This window comes from Gilliamella sp. wkB171, from assembly GCF_001693755.1.
GTDB lineage: Bacteria > Pseudomonadota > Gammaproteobacteria > Enterobacterales > Orbaceae > Gilliamella > Gilliamella apicola_F.
In genome coordinates, this window is sequence record NZ_LYST01000039.1 from 81,410 (window position 1) to 103,237 (window position 21,828).

The window sequence follows — 21,828 nt, forward strand, 5'->3', positions numbered from 1 at the left end:
AATAGGACATAATATCGTCAATAAAATAACAAGTATATTTACCTGTAATAGTAAGGATTAGATGAAAAAATGAGATTGATAAAACAGTTGGCTGTGTTAGGTTTGTTTTTGACTTTATGTGCTTGTGACGATCAAAAAGAGAAAACTGTCGATTTAGAAAATACTAATAAAACGGAATTAATTACAGATAATACTACGCATAATTCGAATGTTAATTCGCAATCTCATAGCCCATTTAATCCAACACCTGAATTAATTGAAAAATATAAAGGTAAAAGCCTAAAAGTTATCGATAGTTCAGAAGTTATTATTGATGGTTCAAGTACTTTAGTTGTGACGTTTTCTGTTCCTATCAATCCAAAATTGAATTTTTCAAATTTATTAAGATTGGTTGACAAAGAGAGTGGTGTGGTTGATGGCGCTTGGGAGTTGTCTGATAATGGCCTTGAATTAAAACTTCGTTATCTTCAACCAGATCGTAAATTAGTTTTAACTATTGATAAAATGTTATCAGCTATTAATGATAGTCATTTACCCGAAGTTTATCAAACCGAGATAACCACTCAAGACCGTAAGCCAACAGTCGGCTTTGCAAGTACTGGATTATTATTACCAAGTAAATCGATGAGTGGGTTACCTATTACCACGCTCAATGTTGACAAAGTTGATATAAACTTTTTCAAAATTAAGCCAGAAAAATTATCCAGTTTGATCGATAATTATGGCTTTATTAATATGTTATCTATTTGGCGTTCGCAAGAGATGAGCGAATTTACTGACTTAGTTTATTCCTCAAGATTTGATCTTAATCCTAAACCGAATGCTCAAGAAACCATTATCGTTAACCTTTCTAACATTACTAAACTCAATCAAGAAGGGGTTTATATTGCGGTAATTAATCAAGCAGGAACTTATAATGAATATAACTCAGCAACAATATTTTCAATAAGTAATATTGGGGTTTCACTTCATCACTATAAAAATGGTAAATTAGCGGTAATGGCTCATGGTTTAGATAACGGTAAACCACTCGCCAATATTAATTTATCACTGCTATGCCAAACCGAAAATAGTAACAAAACATGTAAAAACCTGACAGCAACAACAGATAAAGATGGTTATGCTGAATTTACCAAAACAAAAAGCTCTGCCTATAACATATTGACGGCTACTGATGGCCAGCAAACCTCATTTGTGACTATTGATCGAAACGCACTCAATTTAACGGATTTCAATCTATCTGGTACGCCTTTTTATCAAAAACAATTGTTTGTTTTTGGCCCTCGTGATCTTTATCGTCCAAAAGAAACCGTCTATTTCAATGCACTATTACGCGACGCAGATGGTCAGCCATTACCTGAACAACCAATCATCGCTGAGGTGATATCGACTAATGGTCGAGTTGTTGAAACTTTCCATTTAAAAAGTCGTGCAGATACCAATGGTTTATATCAACAACAGTTTGTTATTCCCGATGATGCCGCAACAGGTAATTGGACAATTCGTTTTAATTTAGGTGATGATAACTTTCGCCAATGGAACTTCAAAGTAGAAGAGTTTTTGCCAGAACGTATGGCAATGGAAATTCACAGTTTATCTGATGAGCCAATTCTAAAGGATGAAGATGTTTCCTTTGATATCAAAGGTTGGTATTTATATGGCGCACCTGCATCCGGTAATCGCTTAGATGCGAATCTTTATTTAAAGAAAGCCGACACTATTGCTGGATTAGCTGATTTTAAAATTGGTCCAGTTACTGATGATAATCTATATGAGGATCTAGATTCTTTAGGGTTGGAGTTAGATAACGATGGCTTAACTCAAATTGATGTGAAGAAAGTTTATTGGTCCGAAACGCAATCGCCTGTCAAAGTTGTTTTACAAGCTAGTTTGCTAGATTCTGGCGGTAGGCCGGTTACACGTTATGCAACGCAAACTATTTGGCCAGCACCTAAAATGCCGGCAATTCGAGCATTATTTGAAGACTCGCCTTATTATGATTGGAATAGCGATAATTATTTACAGCGTCCTACTGTAGACATAAATAGTAATGCTGAATTCGAAATCGCTTACGTTGATACGCATGGTGAAAAATTAGGTACAAATTCATTAAAAGCTAGACTGATTCGTGAGCGTTATAATTATTATTGGGTGTGGTCAGATGTAGATGGCTGGAGCCAAAGTTACAACTCCAAGGAGTTTGTAGTTTCGGAAGATCAGTTATCGATTGAGCCAGGCAGTACCACAAAAATAGCCTATCAACCAACCGATTATGGTTCTTATCGTGTTGAAGTTGTCGATACTAACACTAAAGTCGTAACAAGTTTTCGATTCTGGTCTGGTTATGACTGGGAGGATAATACTCAAGGTACTAAATCGGTACGTCCAGACCAAGTTAAGTTAAGTATTGATAAGCCATCTTACAATCCTGGCGATGTCGCTAAAGTTAATGTTCAAGCACCTGTAGCAGGTTCTGGCTATATTTCTCTTGAAACCAACGATGGCACCATTTGGAAAAAAGCCATTACAGTTGGTGAAGAAGGTTTAGATGTCGACATTCCTATTGAAAAATGGGGAAGACATGATATTTACATTAGTGCCATGATTGTTCGCCCGTCGACGGACGCGTCAGTGCAAACCATAAAACGCGCAATTGGTTTGCTTTATTTACCGATTGATACGGCTAATCGTCAATTAAATTTTTCAATTGATGCACCGGTACAAGTACAACCAGAAAGTGTTGTGCCGATTAAAATTAAAATGGATAAATCATCTATCCAAAAAGATAAAAAAGTGACTGTATTGGTTTCAGCAGTTGATTCAGGTATTTTAAATATTACTGATTATGTCACTCCCGATCCTTATGCTGGGTTCTTAGGGCGTAAACGTTATAATGTCGATATTTATGATGTCTATGGCAAACTAATTGAAGCTACCGGCCGTAATGTTAACATGAGCTTTGGTGGTGATGCGATGGGCGCTGGCGGGAAAAAACCGTCAAATGACGTTCAAATTGTTGCACAACAACTTAATACCATTGAGTTAAATGACGAAGGTGAAGGTGAGATTAATTTACCTTTACCTAATTTTAATGGTGAACTACGAATAATGGCGCAAGCATGGGATGATAACCGTTTTGGTAAAGCGGATAAAAAAATGAAAGTTGCAGCGCCGGTCGTTGTTGAATTATCTACGCCGCGATTCTTATCTGGTGGTGATCGTGCAGTATTAGCGTTAGATGTGCATAATTTGACTGATAGTACACAAACTATGCAAGTTGAAGTATCAACCGCGGGTTTGATTAAGCAAAATGAAGCAAAAACGATATCGGTTAAACTTGATAGTAAACAAAAAGATATTATTCAAATTCCTGTGATTGCTGATTATGGTTATGGTGCAGGTTCAGTGAAGATAGCGGTCAAAGGTATTTTACTAGAAGATAATTCAGAGGTTAACATTGAACGTTCATGGTCAATAGGCGTAAGACCAGCCTATGCTGGCACAACACGATCTTATGTTGCAGCATTAAATGCCAATCAAAGTTGGCAATTACCAGACCAAGCATTAACTGGGTTAATTGATAACACTGTTGCAGGACAATTGGTTATCTCTAATCAACCACCATTAAATATTGCTCAATATATCAAAGCATTATTTGCATATCCTTACGGTTGTTTGGAACAAACAACCAGTGGTTTATTCCCATCGCTATATGCCAATAGTGAACAACTTGCAGAGTTAGGCATTAAAACCGACGCTGATGATAAACGTCGTGAAAAAGTACAATTAGGTATTTCACGTATCTTATCAATGCAACGCAGTAATGGCAGCTTCGGTTTATGGAATAGTCATAACGAAGAAGAGCATTGGTTGACTGTGTATGCAACGGACTTCTTATTGCAAGCTAAAGAACGGGGTTATCAAGTTAGTGATAAAGCACTTGATTTAGCAATGACACGTATAGGCCAATATATCTATGATGCATCTGCATTTAATAATCTTAATTATTATGGAGATTCGCGTAATCTAGAGTTTACCAAGTTGTCAATCAAAGCTTATGCGTTAATGGTGCTAACTAAACAAAATAAAATTACCTCAGCAATGCGTAACGAGATAAATTATTTATCAGACAAAATTAATAGTGATAAGTCATTTATCTATTCACCATTACCTTTAGCACAATTAGCGGTTGCTGCAAAATTGAATGGTTATCAACCTATCTATGAACAATTATTACCATTAATTTTCAGCACGCCATATCAGTATAATAATAACTGGTTAGGTAATTACGGCAGTGAAATACGTGATAAAGCATTAATACTCTCTTTACTGTTAGATAACAATATGGCTCAAAATAATCAAGCTAGTTATTTATTTAATTTATCAGATTTATTAAATGATAAACGCTATTTTTCAACACAAGAGCTAAACGCATTGTTTATTGCTGGTTGGTCATTAGAACAACATAGCACTGGTCATAAATTCAAGGTGACGATAAATGGTAAAGTTAATGACGTGAATTCGGTTTTTTCACACTCTTATGATTATGATGGGTTAGCTCAAGGGTTAACGATTAATAATGCAGAATCGAGTGAGCCACTTTATATTAAGTTTTCTGTTACTGGTTATTCCAATACACAACCAGCACCAACGTCACCTGATGATTTCTTTAATATCAGTCGTCGCTATTATGATTTGCAGGGTAATAACATATCACCAGCAACTTTAGAGGTTGGTTCAATGATGGTTGTAGTTTTAGATGTAACGGCTAAAAAAACTGTTAATGATGCCTTGATTGTTGATTTTTTACCAGCAGGTTTGGAACTTGAAAATCAAAATCTTTCTAATAGTAGTGTAAATTTATCATCAATTCCTGCTATAGCGGATTTAATGAAAGGTGAGGATATTAGTGATATTAAATATCAAGAATATCGAGATGATAGATATGTTGCCGCCGTTAATCTGCAAAAATATGTAGCGCGAGATACCTATCGTAAACGTATCGTTTATTTAGTTAGAGCGGTAACGCCAGGCGATTATATGATCCCTTATCCTTATGTTGAATCTATGTATCGTCCAGAACGCTTTGCGATAGGACAATCACATGATTTGATGACTATTTCAAATCCGAAAAAGGAACAAAATTAATCAAATATCAATAAACTTGACTGATTATTCCGCCAAAATATTTGGCGGAATTTTTATTTGTAAGTATATTTAGCAAGGTCACATAACAACGATAATGAAAAAACACTTTTATAAATTATTCAAATTTGTATTGATATTATTAGTTTTATTAGTCGGTAGTTTTTTGATTGCTGATCATCTTTTTCCATTATCTATTTCCCAAAATAAAACTACGCAAACGGTTGTTGCTGAAGATGAAACACCCTTATGGCGATTTGCAGATCAAAATGGTGTTTGGCGTTATTCGGTCAGCCTTGATGAAGTGCCAGACTATTATCTTGACGTTTTATTAAATTATGAAGATCGTTATTTTTACGATCATATTGGTATCAATCCGGTTTCTTTAGTTCGTGCTGCTTGGCAAAATATATCCAATGATCGAATCATTTCCGGTGGTAGTACTCTCTCTATGCAAGTGGCGAGATTATTATATCCACACGATCGAACTCTGCTCGGTAAGCTAAAACAGCTCTTTCGAACCCTGCAACTTGAATTACATTATAGTAAAAAAGAGATTTTAACTTTATATATTAATCATGCTCCTTATGGTGGCACAATAGAAGGTATTGGCGCAGCAAGCTGGTCCTATTTTGGTAAACATCCCAAAGCGTTAACAAGAAGTGAAGCTGTATTATTAGCCGTATTACCTCAAGCGCCCAGTCGATTGAGGCCTGATCGATTTCCTGAAAGAGCTAAGCAAGCTCGCGATAAAGTATTAGATAGATTGGCGGAATATAAGGTGTGGTCCAATGATTTGATCGATCAAGTTCGACGTGACGAAGTTTGGGTCTATCCACGAAAAACGCCGCAGTTGGCGCCTTTATTAGCTTATCGTTTAAAACAGAAATATCCGAATGAGGATATTATTCATTCCACTATTGATGCTTCGCTTCAATATAATTTAGAAGATTTAGCCATAAACCGAGCAGCACAACTACCGCCTAAAACATCATTGGCTATTTTAGTTGTCGATCATACTGATATGACAGTTAAAGCGTATATTGGTTCAGCTGATTTTAATGACAAAGAGCGCTTTGGCCAAGTGGATATGATTAGTGCGTTAAGATCGCCAGGCTCTACACTAAAACCCTTCATTTATGCCTTTGCCATTGATGATGGCATGATTCACTCTGAGTCGTTATTACAAGATGTTCCACGTATTACTACTGATTATCGACCCACTAATTTTGATGAGGGATTCAATGGCCCGGTTAGCGCATCGGATGCATTAAGTAAATCATTAAACTTACCAGCAGTTCAATTAATTGAGTTATATGGACCAAAACGATTTGCCGGTAAATTGGCTGGCATTGGTTTACCTTTATCGTCCATAGCAAATGAGCCTAATATCTCGTATATATTAGGTGGCGCTTCAGTGAGAATGGATAATCTTGTCAGCGCCTATAGTGCATTTGCAAGGCATGGTGAGGTGAGTTCTTTGCGCTTTACTCAACAAGAGCCATTAATTAATAAACCCCTTATTTCAGATGGTAGCAGTTGGATAACAAGACAAATGCTAATTAATAATAATTTATTAGCTTATAAAACCGGAACCAGTTATGGCTATCGCGATGCTTGGGCGATAGGTATTAATCCACGATATTTAATTGGGGTTTGGGTAGGGCGACCTGATGGAACGCCTGTTGTGGGGCAATATGGTTCAATCTCTGCAATGCCGATTTTACAACATGTTAATTCTATTTTATTAAATAGAGAAAACCGTTTAAATCGACCACTTACTGCTTATGAAAAACCAGAATCAGTATCGTCTATAAAAATTTGTTGGCCATTAGGGCAACCGCTTCCTGAGTCAGATGCGAACTGTCACCGTCAAAAAACAGCATGGGTATTGAATAATATTGTTCCACCAACATTAAGCACCTATAGTGAGTTAAAAAATAATATTTATCGTTCTGGTTGGATAACGATTTGGGTTAATGAACAAGGTAAGCGTGTGGCGGCGGATTGCCCCAGTGCGCAAAAAAAACAAGTCGCACTATGGCCAGTATCATTAGAAAACTTTCTATTAACCAAAGAGAAAAGGCGGACTTTATTGCCACCAATTGATAAACATTGTCCGGTAATGGGGCAAGATATTTTCTCACCACTCAATATTGTTGGGTTAAATGATAAACAACTACTTAGAGCATTGCCCGGCAATAATCAAGTCACCGTTGATTTAACACCTGAGGGGGGATATGGGGAAAAATGGTGGTTTTTAGATGGCAATCTTATTGCACATTCGATGGATAGTGATAAAGTTGCAGTCACTTTATCACAAAAAGGTGAACACTTTTTATTATTGCTAGATGAAAGTGGTCAAATTGCGCGCGTCAAATTTACCTTCAATTAATAAGGATTAACTCATGGCTATAGAACGAACTTTATCAATTATCAAGCCAAATGCAGTTCGTAAACAGATAATTGGTGAGATTGAAACTCGTATATCACAAGCAAAATTGAATATCATTGCTTTAAAAATGTTAAAGTTAACAAAAGAACAAGCAGAGGGCTTTTATGCTGAACATCAAGGTAAACCGTTTTTTGACAATTTAGTAAAATTCATGACATCTGGTGCAATTGTTGTGCAAGTTCTTGAAGGTGAAAATGCAATTAAACGCTATCGTGAATTGATGGGGCCAACCGATTTATCTAAAGCCGCTGCGGGCACGTTGCGAGCAGATTTTGCTGACAGTGTGACTGAAAATGCAGTACATGGCTCGGATTCAGCAGAATCAGCCGAAAGAGAGATTGCTTACTTTTTTGTCGAAAATGAAATAGTAGGAAGCTAAAGCGGTTTATAAAATGAAGATGTTATTCGAGTTAGCAACAACATATCGCGCAAACAGACATCTAAAAATATTTTTGATTAACCATCTATATCAACGTTAAGTATTGGTTTTTCAGCATTTTAATTAACAAACAGCAATCATTAGTCACTCAATCATGAGAAAGTAGGGTTGCCGCTTTTAATATAACTATTAGTTATAAGCATGTAAAAATTTATTATTTATTTACCTGAGTTATTTGCTGTTAGACTTTAGTTGTACTTAACACTATCCTTATTTGGGGAAATCAAGATGAAATTTTTAACTAAAACGCTAACAGTAGTAGCATTAATTGGTAGTTTATTAGGAACGAACTCTGCTTTTGCGGATCGTTTGGATGATATTGAAAAACGCGGTGAAATTAAAATAGCCGTATTTGATAGTAATCCGCCGTTTGGCTTTATTGATGAAAAAACGAATAAAATTGCAGGGCTTGATGTTGATTATGCCAATGAAATTGCTAAAGCGTTAAAGGTTAAAGTTGATCTTGTACCAACTAATCCCGCTAATCGTATTCCTTTACTAACCTCACAAAAAGCAGATTTAATTGTAGCAAACTTTACGGTAACTGATGAACGCGCTAAAACAGTCGATTTTAGTTTACCTTACTTTGCTACCGGGCAAAAATTTATTGCCAAAAAAGGGTTATTAAAATCGCCTGATGATTTAAAAAATTTACGTATTGGTGCTGATAAAGGTACGGTAATGGAAATTACTTTACGTGAAAAGTACCCAACAGCTAAAGTGATCTCATATGATGATACGCCTTTTGCTTTTACTGCATTGCGTAATGGTGTGGTTCAAGCTATTACTCAAGATGATGCTAAATTAATTGGGTTATTAGCAAATGTTCCTGACGAACAACGCGCTGCATTTGAAATTTCGCCATTTAGTATTACGCAAGAATATCAAGCTGTTGGTATTCCAAAAGGGGAAACTCGATTGAAAGAAAAGGTTGACCAAATACTATTAAAACTTGAAAATGATGGTGAAGCGTTAACGATTTATAATCGTTGGTTTGGACCAGAAACCAAATCAGCTATGCCGCGCGGTGATTTTAAAATAGGTCAAGGTTTATAATTTATGTTTGAGCAGTTACTAGAACCACGGTACTTATGGTGGTTATGGGATGGTTTTTTAGTCACTATTGCTATCTCGGTTTTAACAATCATTTTATCTACTCTATTGGGTTTTTTGCTAGTTATTGCTCAACAAAGTCATATCAAAATTATCAAAGGCGTTGTAATTAGCTATAACGCCATTTTTCGTTATTCGCCATTATTGCCTCAACTGTTTTTTTGGTACTTTGGCATTGGAAGTTTATTACCTGCTGAATTTAAAATGTGGTTATTTGATGAACCACAGATTAATTTATTTTTGTTCACTTTAAAAATGCCGTCATTTGAATTTATTATTGGTTTGATTGCTTTAACATTTTATTCTAGTGCGTTTATTGCTGAAGAATTTCGAGCAGGAATATCCGGAGTGAGTAAAGGTCAACAGCAGGCATCATCGGCACTCGGGTTGACTTGGTGGCAAAGTATGCGTTTTATTATTTTGCCGCAAAGTTTTCGTATCGCATTCCCACCATTAATTGGTCAATATATGAATATTATCAAAAATTCATCCCTGACCATGGCCATTGGCGTATTAGAGTTGTCTTACGTTTCTCGACAAGTAGAAACTGAATCGCTTAAAACTTTTCAGGATTTTGCCATTGCAACGTTTTTATATATTTTAGCTATAGTGATTGTAGGCACGATCGGCAATATTTATCAGGCAAAACGGCTGCAATTTGGTAACAAGGTTTAATTATGGAACTTAAAGGTTTAGCACTTATTTGGAATAACCTAGATTATTTAATGTGGGGAAACTTTCCTGGCGGCATTTTTTTGACACTATTAATGAGCATTGCGGCTATCTTTTTTTCTACACTTTTGGGGATTTTAGCTGGGGTAGGCTTAACGGTGACCAAAGGTATATGTCGTTATATATTAATTAGTTTATTGGGTTTTTTAAGAGCTATTCCTGTCATTATGCTAATTTTTTGGACTTACTTTTTATTACCTATATTACTTGATATTGATGTGCCGGCTATAGCTACTGTGATATTCGCGTTATCCTTAATTGGCGCGGCTTATATTGGTCATTCAGTTTATGCGGGTATGATTGCGATTGCCAAAGAACAGTGGCAAGCCGCTTATTCGTTAGGTTTAACTAAAAGACAAGTTATTATTTTTATTATTCTGCCGCAAGCATTAAAAATGATGTTGCCATCTTTTGTTAATCAATGGGTTTCACTCATCAAAGATACCTCTTTAGCTTATATTGTTGGTGTGGCCGAATTTACTTTTGTTGCAACACAGATTAACAATCGTAGTATGGTTTATCCAACCGAGATATTTTTATTTGTCATTGTTGTTTATTTTATTATTTGTTGGTTGTTGGATTTTTCTTTATCTATGCTATCAAAAAGTCGGCTATTTCGTATTAATTAATCAATATGGTTGACCCACCTAACTAACCATAATTTATGACTATTTTAAGTTTGGTAAAATTATTATCTCTTTATCAAATAGAGTATTATTCCACTTATTTGGTATATCAAACTGATATGGAATTTATATTTGAAATTTATTTTATTAAGGTTGAATTAAGATTTATTCATTAAATTAGTCCATATAATAAATAACATAGGTTTTTTTTATGTGGCACAATGTGAATACTCAACTTTTTTTACTCATCAATGCATCAGAACAAGCCTCAAAAACATTTGTCTATTTTGCTGTTTTTTGTGCAAATTATTTAGTCTATTTGCCTGTTATTGTTTTAGGCATTTATTGGTTTTTACAACCTTGTTCTCGACAATTAATTATTAAAATAGCACTTAGCTTGGCTTTAGCATTATTGGTCACCTTTATTCTTCGCCATCTCTTTTATTTACCGCGTCCTTTTACACAAAATATAGGGACCAATTATTTATATCACGATAAAACAAGTTCTTTTCCTAGCCAACATGCGGTTTTTGTTTGGACCATTTGTTTAGTCATTTGCTTAAATTATGGCGCTAAATTAAAAAAACTTTTATTGCTATTTACCGTCGTGGCTATTTTAGTCTGTTGGAGCCGTGTCTACCTAGGTGTCCATTGGCCATTAGACATAGTAGGGGGCTTTATAGTGAGTTTAATTTCAGCTTATTTAATACAAAAGTTATGGCCGATTATTTATAAATTTCTATCAATGATTTTTATTCCCTAAGCATTATTTTTATTAAATAAACATCATTCATTTTTTACATATTCATTAACGTTGATAGCTAAACATGAACTTCCTTTAGGGATAGGTATAAATGTAGTATAGGTTTTTTATGAAAAGAATAATTCAAATGCTTTTATCTCGTCCTATATCACTGCGTACGTTGATTGTGTCAGTTGCAGTATATCAAGCGACAATTTTGAATATCAGTTTTTACAAACAAGTTTTAATCAAATTATCTTTAGATTCTTTTGAAAATATTGCCTTTTTTGTATCCATGCCTGTTGTTGTTTTTTGTACCATTTTTATCCTGCTAACTCTGCTATTAAATCAATGGTTAGTTAAAATAGTAGCAAGTAGTTTAGTCATAATCGGTTCAGCACTCTCTTATTTTATGCTCAAATTTGGCATTATGATTGATCGCAGTATGTTGCAAAATACGTTAGAGACGAGTTTTACTGAATCGGCACCAATGATAACATTTGAATTAATAAACTGTATTTTACTGTTAGGTGTTTTACCCTGTGTTGTCATTATACTTGTTAAAATTAAACCAAGAACGATAGGATTATATTTTTTATTTAAGCATGTCATGATTGTGTTATTAGCGCTGCTTTTGGTCGGGCTTATTGCACTTATTTTTTACAAAAATTATGCTACGTTTATGCGCAATAATAGCAAAATAATCAAATATCTACTTCCATCCAATTATATTGGTGCACTATATGGACAATATCAATTTGAACAAAATAAACATCGCCCTTTTTTAACGATTGGGGATGATGCTCATCGGCAAGTTGTTGATAGTGACAGTAAATCTATTAAAACAGTTGTTGTGCTAATTGTTGGCGAAACAGCGCGTAGTGAAAATTTTGCACTAAATGGTTATGGTAAAAACACAACGCCTTTGTTAAACAAACGTGATGATGTTATCTCGTTTCAAAATACAACGTCGTGTGGTACTTATACTGCATTTTCTATCCCTTGTATGTTTTCGAATATGGAACGTAAAAATTACGATGAAGCTTCAGCTTTACGCCAAGAAAATATACTCGATATTCTAAACAAACAAGGTATAAATGTGATTTGGTTGGATAATAATACTGGTTGTAAAGGTGTTTGCAACAGGATTGAAAATGAAAATATAACTAAAAAGTATATAAATAGTGGCAGCAAACTTTGCCAAGATGGCGGGTGTTATGATGAAGTGCTTGTCAAGGAGTTAGCGATAAAGCTGCAACATCTTGATAAAGATTCCTTAATTGTTTTACACCCTTTAGGTAGTCATGGTCCAAATTACTATCAACGCTACCCTGAACAATTTAGAACATTCACGCCAACATGTGATACTAATCAGATAACTAATTGTGACTCAGGCAGTTTGGTTAATACTTACGATAATACGATTGTGTATACTGATTATATTATCAATCAAACGATTGAACTTTTACAAAGTAAGCAAAATAACTATAACACAATGCTGATCTATCTATCCGATCATGGCGAATCGTTAGGTGAAAATGGTCTATATTTACACAGTTTTCCTTATTCAATTGCGCCAGCACAACAAACTAAAATTCCATTTATTTTGTGGATTTCTCAGCATTTAGCAAAGTTAAATCGTATCAATACAGCATGTATAAAAAATCATGCAAAACAGGACCTTTTATCGCATGATAATTTGTTTCATTTATTATTAGGCATTTTTGCTATTCAGACTAAAGAGTATAATCAATCACTCGATAGCTTGAATTATTGTAAAAATGCTCGTGGATAGGTTTAAAAATCATGAAAATATTAATTGTTGAAGATGATAATCTGTTACAAAAAGGGTTGTATGATGGTATCACCGCTAATGGTTATGTTTGTGAAGTGGCGGCAACAGGAGAACAAGCTGAACAACATTTATTATTTGGGCAATTTAGTTTAATTATTTTAGATCTTGGCTTGCCTGATTGTGATGGACTTGAGCTTTTAACTCGCTGGCGTAAAAATAAAATTAGTATACCAGTACTGATATTAACCGCTCGAGATACTATCGAAGATAGGGTTCAAGGATTAGATCTTGGTGCGGATGATTACTTAATTAAACCCTTTGCTTTGACCGAATTATTAGCACGCATTCGAGCGCTAATACGTCGGCATCAGGGAATTGCCGAAAACCTTATTAGTTATGGTCCTATCACCATTGATATAAAACAACAAAAGACCATTATGTCTAATCAAGAAGTGATGCTTACCCCTAAGGAATTTATTGTGTTATCTCGATTAATGTTAAAAGCCGGTGAAAAAGTCCATCGAGATCTGTTACAAAATGATTTGTATGATTGGCAAAGTGATCCGAGTTCAAATGTACTGGAAGTTTATATCCATGGGCTACGAAATAAATTGGGTAAAAATTTGATACGCACTGTAAGAGGTTACGGTTATCAGCTTAATACTCAAGACGATTAACTATGCACAATCAATTAAGAAAAAATTTTATGATCATAAATTCTATCAGTAAAATTCGTCACACAATTCGCTGGAATCTATTTTTTACTTTGGGCGCTATTATGCTGATTTGTCAAATCATCACCGTGTTTTGGTTATGGCATGAAAGTAAAGAACAGATTGATGTTTTAGTGAATTTAACTTTAAGCCAAAATAAAATTGACGAAGTTGTCGAACATGAAGAACTTGAAGCTATCTTTGCTTTATTTTGTTCAGCTTTTTCGATGATGCTAGTTACGTTATTTTTAGCTTATAAGGCAATTAAATGGATAACAAAACCACTAGAAGTTCTTGAGCACGATCTTAACCAACGTACTGAAGAAAATCTTAAACCCATTGCCCCAATTAGTAATATGCGAGAGATCAAATCGATTACTACGGTACTAAATAATCTATTTTTAAGATTGAATAACACGTTATCACAAGAGCGACTTTTTACTGCTGATGTTGCTCACGAAATGCGAACGCCTTTAGCCGGTATTCGTCTCCATTTGGAATTATTAGAAACTAAACATCACATTGATTGCCATGAATTAATTGAACGAATTGATCGTTTGGTCAATACAGTTGAACAATTATTGATGCTCGCTAGAGCCAGTCAAAAATTTACTATTGGTCAATATCAAAAAATTAATTTTTATCAAGATGTCATGATTCCATTAACCGATGAGTTAAGCGAATTAACTTCGCAAAAAAATCAGTTAGTTTTGTGGCAGGTTATTGACCATACTGTAACGTTTAATGGTGATGCGACGTTAATTCGTCTATTAGTTCGTAATTTAGTCGAAAATGCTCACCGATATAGCCCTGAAAATACTAACATCACTGTTAGTTGTGTTAAAGACGACAAAGATATCATTATTTCGGTTATCGATGAAGGGATGGGCATTGATGAGTCAAAAAGTGAAAAACTGACCCAAGCTTTTTTCCGTATGGATAGAAAACATAATGGAATAGGGCTTGGGTTAAGCATCGTTAATCGTATATCTAATTTACATCATGGCGTATTCACCCTTAGCAATAGACAAGATAATATCAAAGGTGCAGTAGCAACATTGCGCCTTACTGATTCACCTCGTTAACTAATTGAGTGATTAACTGATTGTGTTTGTTTTCTCTGATTAATGAAGCTAAAAACCGTTGCCAAGTACGTTCAATTTTGGCTTTAGCAAAATAAGAAACATAATTAGCGATAGGAATTAATGTCGAATTACCAATATTATCAATAATAATTAAGCGATTTTCTTTTGGTGATAAATGTTGAAATAGAATATTTTTACTTTTGATTGTCATGGTAATAATTCGATCATTTAACAATGCTGTTTTTAATGCTTTTAGCGAGATGACTAATGCATCAAAATATTGTTTGGTTAGCTCTTCATCCAACAAATATTTTTCAAGTGGAGTCGCTATTTCACCGTTATAATCACGAATGAGTTCAAACACATGACCTTGGCCATAATTAGTGTTTATCGGACCGTAATATTGTGCTAATGCATCCCATGATATGTGGCGTTTAATAAGATGCTTATAATAGGCTATTTCGCGGTTGGTTTCTTCTTCTGCCCCTTGATTATAATTGACTTTGATGCACTTATTCGGATCATCAGGATGGTGATAGCATTTACGGTGTAACCCTTTGCTTATATAATCTTTTTCGGTAAGTTGAATTAAATTTTCCATCTAATTTTTAACGCGTTATTGAAAGTTTGCTTAGAGTTTATCAGCAAGTGTTTTCGCATGCCATGATTTTTTATTTAAAATGTAGCGCTTTTATTATATTTCTGTATAATATTGCAACCCACGTTACAACAGTGTTTTTCCCAACACTGTTTTCGGTTGTCAAAGTTAATGTAACAACTCGAAGGGGTTAGTTAGTTAATAGCAACAATCAAAAAGTGTAAATAAATCAAATGATTTATTAACGTGAGATTAATTAAAAATTGGATAATTACGAATGAGTACTTTTTCAGCTAAACCAGAAACAGTTAAACGCGACTGGTATGTTGTTGATGCAGCAGGTAAAACGTTAGGTCGTTTAGCTACTGAAATCGCAAGCCGTTTGCGTGGTAAACACAAAGCAGAATATACACCACATGTTGATACAGGTGATTATATTATCGTTATCAATGCAGAAAAAGTTGCTGTAACAGGCAAAAAACGCACTGATAAGATCTATTATCGTCATACTGGCTACATCGGTGGACTTAAAGAAGCGACTTTTAAAGAAATGATTGAACGTCATCCTGAACAAGTCATCGAGATTGCTGTCAAAGGCATGCTACCGAAAGGTCCTCTTGGTCGTGCAATGTACCGTAAACTAAAAGTTTATGCTGGTAATGAGCACAATCATGCGGCACAACAACCGCAAGTATTAGATATTTAAGGGGATAGAAGATGGCTGATAATCAATATTACGGTACAGGTCGCCGCAAAAGTTCTGCTGCTCGCGTGTTTATTAAACCAGGTAGTGGAAATATCGTTATTAATAAACGTTCATTAGAGCAATACTTTGGTCGTGATACTGCTCGTATGGTTGTGATGCAACCTTTAGAGTTAGTTGAAATGACTGACAAACTTGATCTTTACATCACTGTTAAAGGTGGTGGTATTTCAGGTCAAGCGGGTGCGATTCGTCACGGTATTACTCGTGCATTAATGGAATATGATGAAACTTTACGTTCTTCATTACGTCAAGCGGGCTTTGTTACTCGTGATGCGCGTCAAGTTGAACGTAAAAAAGTGGGTCTACGCAAAGCACGTCGTCGTCCACAATTCAGCAAACGTTAATTATTTTTTGTACAAAGGTTACAAAATTGTTTGCAAAAACCCAGTTTCGACTGGGTTTTTTTATATGGATAGTAATTAGATGCTAATTAATAGTCTGACGGGTAAATGTAATTTTGTTAATTGATAAAACACATTAATTTTATTAATTTATTGTTTTTAATTTAGTTTATTACGTTAACTAAATTCAATCCTTTGTTCTAAGATGTATATTTATCCTTAAACTTTTGTCAAATTGCTATTGTTTAGAGAAAGATAACAAGAAAATTAATTTTTTTTAACAAATTTGTTATCCAATTTGCTAGAATAGTTAAATTCTAAACTTTTTTAATTTTGCATATTTGGAGTGAACATGGTTGTTGCTGTTAATAAACGTTCTGTAATGACATTATTTTGTGATACAACAGATATTTACGGCCATCAAATTCGTTTTGTGCTGGCGGAAAAAGGGGTAACTGCTGAAATTGAGTTTGTAACGGCAGATAATTTACCTCAAGAACTTCTAGATCTTAATCCCTATGGTACAATTCCAACTTTGATTGATCGCGATCTAACATTGTATGAACCTCATATTGCGTTAGAATATCTTGATGAACGCTTCCCTCATCCACCTTTAATGCCTGTTTATCCGATTGTTCGTGCAAATTCTCGTTTAACCATGTACCGCATTAAAAAAGAGTGGTATAGCGCTTATGAAACCATCATTGCCGATCCTAACAGCCAAGCTGCAAAAACTGCGCGTAAAAATTTGCTTGATGATTTGGTTTCAATTTCGGTTATGTTTAAAGAAAAACCGTATTTTATGAGTGATGATTTCACATTATGTGATTGTTATTTTGCCCCATTACTATGGCGTTTACCAATGATTGGTATTGAATTGCCAAAAGTAGCCGAGAAGAATTATCTAGCTTATATGGCACGCATTTTTGAACGTCCAGCTTTTGTTAACTCATTAACCGAAGATGAGAAAAAGATAAGATCTTAAATAAATTTTTATCTCGTTGATAAAACTGTTGAAATAGGTAGTTTTTATGGATCTTGAACAAATGACACCAAGACGCCCTTATTTATTTAGGGCTTTTTATGATTGGATTATTGATAATGAACTAACGCCATATATTGTTGTTAATACTTCAATTTATGGAGTGATTGTTCCTCAAGAATTTATCCAAAATAATCAGATAGTCTTAAATATTGCGCCACATTCAGTAGGTCAATATTTTGCGTCTAATGAACAAATTGAGTTTAATGCTAGATTCTCTGGTGTTCCTCAACATATTGTTGTGCCAATGGCTGCCATTGAAGCTATTTATGCACGAGAAAATGGGGTTGGAATGGGATTTGAAGATGAACCTCAATATCATGCTCAGCCCAAAAACAGTGACACACAATCTGGAACAACCAATAAAAAAACAACTAATCCATTCCGAGTTGTAAAATAATTAACCTTTCATAACTGTTATAACAAGGTTATTTGCCTTGTTATAAAACCTGCTAATGTCTTGTTTACATTGATGTAAGCAAGGCTCAATACTATGCTGATCAATAATTAATCTATAACTGCAATAGTTATTTTATATTAACTAAATAGGTAAAAAATATTGTTATTTTATTTTTTATAATTGATAATGATTATTATTATTAAATGATAGTTGGTTCATTTTATGAAGTCCAGTAATAAGACTGCAAGTTCAAGACTTTGGGAGTTAGCATTTAATTATAAGGTTTTAATTACTTTCGCTTGTCTATTTTCAATTGTTAGTGTAGTCATTTCTTTTATCCCATTTATCGCCGTCTATTTTATTATCAATGAAATTGTAATGAGTATCAGTCGTGCTGCGGCTTTAAATAATGATTTAATTATCAATTATGGTTGGTTAGCATTTATTTCAGCAGCTGTATCTATTTTATTGAACTTTTTGGGATTATGTTTTTCGCATATTGCAGCTTTTAAAACTCTCTATCATTTAAAATATAATTTTGTAAGATACTTATCCTTATTGCCACTAGGTTTTTTTTACACGCATTCGAGTGGAGAATTACGTAAGATTGTTGATGATGATATCGAAAAAATTGAACAATTTATCGCTCACCAACTACCCGATATGGTTGGGGCGTTTGCTTCCCCTGTTATTATTTTAATTATTTTAGCTGTCTTTGATTGGCGATTAGGTTTAGCGACGTTATTTCCTATAATGCTTGCCTATATTGTGTTAATCAGTGGTTATAAACGCCAAGATGTTAAACATCATCAACAAGAATTTCAAAAAAGATTGATTGACATGAGTAATGCATCTGTCGAATATATTCGTGGTATTACTGTCGTTAAAGCCTTCAATCAAACCTTTTTCTCGTTTAAACGATTTTATGAATCAATTAAAGCTTACCAGTTATATTGCTTAAAATTTATCTATTGTTTTAAATATCATATGGCTTTTTTCCTATTGATATTAAATAATATTTATCTTTTTATTATACCTATCATTATTTTATTATTAGGTCATACAGATAATTACGCTCATTTTATTTTGTCTGCTATTTTTTATTTGATTTTTTCTTTAGGGTTACCTGCACCGTTCTTTAAATTACTTTATGTCACTAGGAATTTTCAAAATTCAACAACTAGTGTGCAAACTATGGATGCAGTATTAAATATGCCTTTGTTGGTTGAACCTAAAAATGGTTCAACAACCGATCATTATGATATATGTTTTAATGATGTAAATTTTTCTTACTATAACAATCAAATTGATGAGAAATATGCCAATAATAATGCAATCAGTCATATAACATTCACTGCAAAACAAGGTCAAACTACAGCTTTAGTTGGTTTATCTGGCAGTGGTAAAAGTACCATTTCTTTACTGATACCGCGATTTTTTGATCCTACCAGTGGGTATATCACTATTGGTGGTGTTGATTTAAAGCAGATGAAGAGTGATTACTTGTTATCGTTAGTCAGTTTTGTTTTTCAGGATGTTTTTTTATTCAAACAAAGCATTTTAGACAATATCAGAATCGGCAAACCTCATGCATCACTTGATGAAGTAATTGCTGCTGCGAAAGCGGCACAATGTCATGATTTTATTGAAAAGCTACCGGATGGCTATAATTCTGTTATTGGTACACAAGGTTTACATCTATCGGGGGGTGAAATGCAACGTTTGGCTATTGCAAGAGCATTATTAAAAAATTCGCCTATTTTGATCTTGGATGAAGCGACGGCATTTGCCGATCCTGAAAATGAATATAAAATTCAACTAGCATTAAAAGCGTTAATGAAAGATAAAACAGTCATTATGATTGCCCATCGGTTGTCTACCATCAAAGATGCCGACCAGATAATTGTTTTAGATAAAGGTCATATTGTTGAAAAAGGTACGCACCAAATACTAATTGACAATCATGCAACCTATTACAACATGTGGCAGTACTATCAAAAAACATTAGATTGGGATATGCCACAAAGTAATCAGGCAGTTGAAGCAAATGATAGGCAAATAAATCATGTTAATGAGGTGCGAGATGTTTAAACGTTTACTGATGCTGTCAGATGTGGGAAACAAAAATCTAATTCAAGCAACGATTGCTTGCATTATTTCTAATCTGACATTAATGCTACCTTTTATTATTTTATTGCAAGTTATGGTGTTACTGATAAACCCATTAATCAATAATGTGCCTATTAATAAAAATGATTTATGGATAATGCTTGCCTTTGGCGTTTTAGCCGCTTTGTTATTTTTATATTGTTATCAACGAGAATATAAAAAAACTTACGCGAGTGCTTTTGGACAAGCCGCTAATACACGAATTGAAGTCGCCGAAAAAATTAGAAAACTTCCCCTAAGCTTTTTTAATCGTAAGGATTTATCTGAATTGACGACCAATATCATGGGTGACTGCTCAACGATTGAAAGTATGTTAAGTCACGTTATCCCCCAAATAATTGGTTATTCGTTTAGTAGCATAATTACCTGTAGTTTACTTGCTTTTTATGACTGGCGAATGGCTGGAGCCATATTGTGTACATTACCATTATCATTGCTGATTGTAGTTGTCGGTAAGATGATTGAAAAAAAACTAAGCCATAAGCATATTGAATCCAAATTAGCAGTGTCGAATGAAGTACAAGAATATCTTGACGGTATCAAAATTATTAAAGGTTTTGGAAGCAGTGGAGAAAAATTTCAAAAACTGGATAAAGCATTAAAGAATATGATGTGGGCATCGATTAAATTCGAAGGCATTGGCGGTATATTTGTCACGTTATCTATCATGATGTTACAGGTAGGGCTGGGGGTAGTGGTATTAGTGGGGGTAAAATTAATGGTTTCAGGTAGCTTAGCACCCATTACTTTTTTAGCATTTGTGATAATTAGTTCTCGAATTTACAGTCCTTTAATTTCGGTACTAACGCTATTACCTGAACTGTTTCATATGTTAGTTTCGATTGAGCGTATGAAGAGCCTTAATAAAGAATCAGTTATGGAAGGTCGTGATGATGTTGTTTTAAATGATTTCACAATTGATATTAATCATATTAATTTTTCCTATCATCAAAAAACTGTTATTGACGATTTAAGTTGCGTTATACCCTCAGGAAAAATGACAGCATTAGTCGGCACATCTGGCAGTGGTAAAAGTACGTTATTACAATTAATTGCGCGTTTTTGGGATGTCAATAGTGGCACAATTAGCATTGGTGGATATGATATTAAAGATCTCGATCCAGAAACCTTGATGCGTTATATGTCGTTTGTTTTTCAAAATGTTGTGTTATTTGATGATACCATTTTAAATAATATCCGTATTGGTCGCCATAATGCGACAGATGAAGAAGTGATGCAAGCTGCAAAAAAAGCGCGTTGTGATGAGTTAATTGCACGCTTACCAAATGGTTGGAATACTTTAATTGGTGAAAATGGTAGTAAGCTTTCTGGTGGTGAAAGACAACGTATTTCAATAGCGAGAGCTTTATTAAAAAATGCGCCAATTGTGTTACTTGATGAAGCAACAGCTTCACTTGATCCCGAAAATGAAGTTTATATTCAGCAAGCTATTGCTGAACTGGTGAAAGATCGCACGGTAATTGTTATTGCGCATCGTTTAAAAACCGTAATTTCGGCAGATCAAATAATAGTATTAGATAAAGGTACTCTTGTCGAACAAGGTAGTTATCAACAATTAATGAATAACAATCAATTGTTTGCTAAGCTTTATAAGCTACAAAAACAAACCTTTTCGTTGGCACCTTGAGTATTTGTATTTCTCAGTT

General features: G+C 34.3%; 17 protein-coding genes. 16 read left to right on the top strand and 1 reads right to left on the bottom strand.

The features are described from left to right. Positions 1-69 precede the first annotated feature (69 nt). From A9G03_RS05390 to pmrB, 10 genes are all read left to right on the top strand, one after another. The gene (locus A9G03_RS05390; RefSeq protein ID WP_065798621.1) at positions 70-5,148 is read left to right on the top strand and encodes an alpha-2-macroglobulin family protein; all 5,079 of its coding nucleotides are present in this window, start codon (positions 70-72) and stop codon (positions 5,146-5,148) included. 94 nt (positions 5,149-5,242) lie between these two features. Continuing rightward, the gene (pbpC, locus tag A9G03_RS05395) at positions 5,243-7,540 is read left to right on the top strand and encodes a penicillin-binding protein 1C (protein ID WP_065798622.1); all 2,298 of its coding nucleotides are present in this window, start codon (positions 5,243-5,245) and stop codon (positions 7,538-7,540) included. 13 nt (positions 7,541-7,553) lie between these two features. After that, positions 7,554-7,979 carry a nucleoside-diphosphate kinase gene (gene ndk / locus A9G03_RS05400; protein WP_065633554.1) on the top strand — a complete coding sequence of 142 codons (426 nt, stop codon included), beginning with the start codon at positions 7,554-7,556 and terminating at the stop codon, positions 7,977-7,979. 282 nt (positions 7,980-8,261) lie between these two features. After that, entirely contained in the window at positions 8,262-9,095 is an 834-nt protein-coding gene (locus A9G03_RS05405; protein ID WP_442903107.1) for an ABC transporter substrate-binding protein, read from the top strand. Between the two features lie 3 nt (positions 9,096-9,098). Beyond that, entirely contained in the window at positions 9,099-9,827 is a 729-nt protein-coding gene (locus A9G03_RS05410; protein ID WP_065798623.1) for an amino acid ABC transporter permease, read from the top strand. Positions 9,828-9,829: 2 nt separating this feature from the next. Next, positions 9,830-10,513, top strand: a complete 684-nt coding sequence (locus A9G03_RS05415; protein ID WP_065798624.1) for an amino acid ABC transporter permease — start codon at positions 9,830-9,832, stop codon at positions 10,511-10,513. A 220-nt stretch (positions 10,514-10,733) separates the two neighbouring features. Continuing rightward, positions 10,734-11,273 (top strand): phosphatase PAP2 family protein, encoded by a 540-nt coding sequence (locus A9G03_RS05420; protein WP_179854741.1) that lies wholly within the window; start codon positions 10,734-10,736, stop codon positions 11,271-11,273. A 109-nt stretch (positions 11,274-11,382) separates the two neighbouring features. Continuing rightward, positions 11,383-13,047 (top strand): phosphoethanolamine transferase EptA, encoded by a 1,665-nt coding sequence (eptA, locus tag A9G03_RS05425; protein ID WP_082209406.1) that lies wholly within the window; start codon positions 11,383-11,385, stop codon positions 13,045-13,047. An 11-nt stretch (positions 13,048-13,058) separates the two neighbouring features. After that, positions 13,059-13,724 carry a two-component system response regulator PmrA gene (gene pmrA / locus A9G03_RS05430; protein WP_065634576.1) on the top strand — a complete coding sequence of 222 codons (666 nt, stop codon included), beginning with the start codon at positions 13,059-13,061 and terminating at the stop codon, positions 13,722-13,724. 29 nt (positions 13,725-13,753) lie between these two features. Further along, positions 13,754-14,845, top strand: coding sequence for a two-component system sensor histidine kinase PmrB (pmrB, locus tag A9G03_RS05435; protein ID WP_065798691.1), 1,092 nt, complete (start codon positions 13,754-13,756; stop codon positions 14,843-14,845). Here the strand turns inward: pmrB and A9G03_RS05440 are convergent. Beyond that, a complete protein-coding gene (locus A9G03_RS05440; protein WP_065634575.1) occupies positions 14,826-15,446 on the bottom strand; it encodes a YrbL family protein in 621 nt (206 codons plus the stop codon). The genes pmrB and A9G03_RS05440 overlap by 20 nt on opposite strands. Before the next feature lie 274 nt (positions 15,447-15,720). On the opposite strand from A9G03_RS05440, the gene rplM reads away from it, so the two are divergent. From rplM to A9G03_RS05470, 6 genes are all read left to right on the top strand, one after another. Further along, positions 15,721-16,149: a 50S ribosomal protein L13 gene (rplM, locus tag A9G03_RS05445; RefSeq protein WP_065566227.1), complete on the top strand. Its 429-nt coding sequence runs from the start codon at positions 15,721-15,723 to the stop codon at positions 16,147-16,149. Between the two features lie 11 nt (positions 16,150-16,160). Then, positions 16,161-16,553 (top strand): 30S ribosomal protein S9, encoded by a 393-nt coding sequence (gene rpsI, locus A9G03_RS05450; RefSeq protein WP_034901366.1) that lies wholly within the window; start codon positions 16,161-16,163, stop codon positions 16,551-16,553. A 349-nt stretch (positions 16,554-16,902) separates the two neighbouring features. Next, entirely contained in the window at positions 16,903-17,535 is a 633-nt protein-coding gene (gene sspA, locus A9G03_RS05455; RefSeq protein ID WP_065634574.1) for a stringent starvation protein SspA, read from the top strand. Between the two features lie 46 nt (positions 17,536-17,581). After that, on the top strand, positions 17,582-17,992 hold the full coding sequence (locus tag A9G03_RS05460; RefSeq protein WP_065798626.1) for a ClpXP protease specificity-enhancing factor: 411 nt from the start codon (positions 17,582-17,584) through the stop codon (positions 17,990-17,992). A 222-nt stretch (positions 17,993-18,214) separates the two neighbouring features. Then, a complete protein-coding gene (locus A9G03_RS05465; protein WP_065798627.1) occupies positions 18,215-20,083 on the top strand; it encodes an ABC transporter ATP-binding protein in 1,869 nt (622 codons plus the stop codon). After that, complete coding sequence (locus tag A9G03_RS05470; RefSeq protein ID WP_065798628.1) at positions 20,076-21,809, top strand: ABC transporter ATP-binding protein; 1,734 nt, start codon at positions 20,076-20,078, stop codon at positions 21,807-21,809. The genes A9G03_RS05465 and A9G03_RS05470 overlap by 8 nt, the downstream gene beginning before the upstream one ends. The last annotated feature ends 19 nt before the right edge of the window (positions 21,810-21,828 follow it).

What these genes read in the sequence shown, in the direction of transcription:
- A9G03_RS05390 (WP_065798621.1), top strand. Translation starts at nt 70, where the DNA reads ATGAGATTGATAAAACAGTTGGCTGTGTTAGGTTTGTTTTTGACTTTA.
- pbpC (WP_065798622.1), top strand. Translation starts at nt 5,243, where the DNA reads ATGAAAAAACACTTTTATAAATTATTCAAATTTGTATTGATATTATTA.
- ndk (WP_065633554.1), top strand. Translation starts at nt 7,554, where the DNA reads ATGGCTATAGAACGAACTTTATCAATTATCAAGCCAAATGCAGTTCGT.
- A9G03_RS05410 (WP_065798623.1), top strand. Translation starts at nt 9,099, where the DNA reads ATGTTTGAGCAGTTACTAGAACCACGGTACTTATGGTGGTTATGGGAT.
- A9G03_RS05415 (WP_065798624.1), top strand. Translation starts at nt 9,830, where the DNA reads ATGGAACTTAAAGGTTTAGCACTTATTTGGAATAACCTAGATTATTTA.
- eptA (WP_082209406.1), top strand. Translation starts at nt 11,383, where the DNA reads ATGAAAAGAATAATTCAAATGCTTTTATCTCGTCCTATATCACTGCGT.
- pmrA (WP_065634576.1), top strand. Translation starts at nt 13,059, where the DNA reads ATGAAAATATTAATTGTTGAAGATGATAATCTGTTACAAAAAGGGTTG.
- pmrB (WP_065798691.1), top strand. Translation starts at nt 13,754, where the DNA reads ATGATCATAAATTCTATCAGTAAAATTCGTCACACAATTCGCTGGAAT.
- A9G03_RS05440 (WP_065634575.1), bottom strand. Translation starts at nt 15,446, where the DNA reads ATGGAAAATTTAATTCAACTTACCGAAAAAGATTATATAAGCAAAGGG.
- rplM (WP_065566227.1), top strand. Translation starts at nt 15,721, where the DNA reads ATGAGTACTTTTTCAGCTAAACCAGAAACAGTTAAACGCGACTGGTAT.
- rpsI (WP_034901366.1), top strand. Translation starts at nt 16,161, where the DNA reads ATGGCTGATAATCAATATTACGGTACAGGTCGCCGCAAAAGTTCTGCT.
- sspA (WP_065634574.1), top strand. Translation starts at nt 16,903, where the DNA reads ATGGTTGTTGCTGTTAATAAACGTTCTGTAATGACATTATTTTGTGAT.
- A9G03_RS05460 (WP_065798626.1), top strand. Translation starts at nt 17,582, where the DNA reads ATGGATCTTGAACAAATGACACCAAGACGCCCTTATTTATTTAGGGCT.
- A9G03_RS05465 (WP_065798627.1), top strand. Translation starts at nt 18,215, where the DNA reads ATGAAGTCCAGTAATAAGACTGCAAGTTCAAGACTTTGGGAGTTAGCA.
- A9G03_RS05470 (WP_065798628.1), top strand. Translation starts at nt 20,076, where the DNA reads ATGTTTAAACGTTTACTGATGCTGTCAGATGTGGGAAACAAAAATCTA.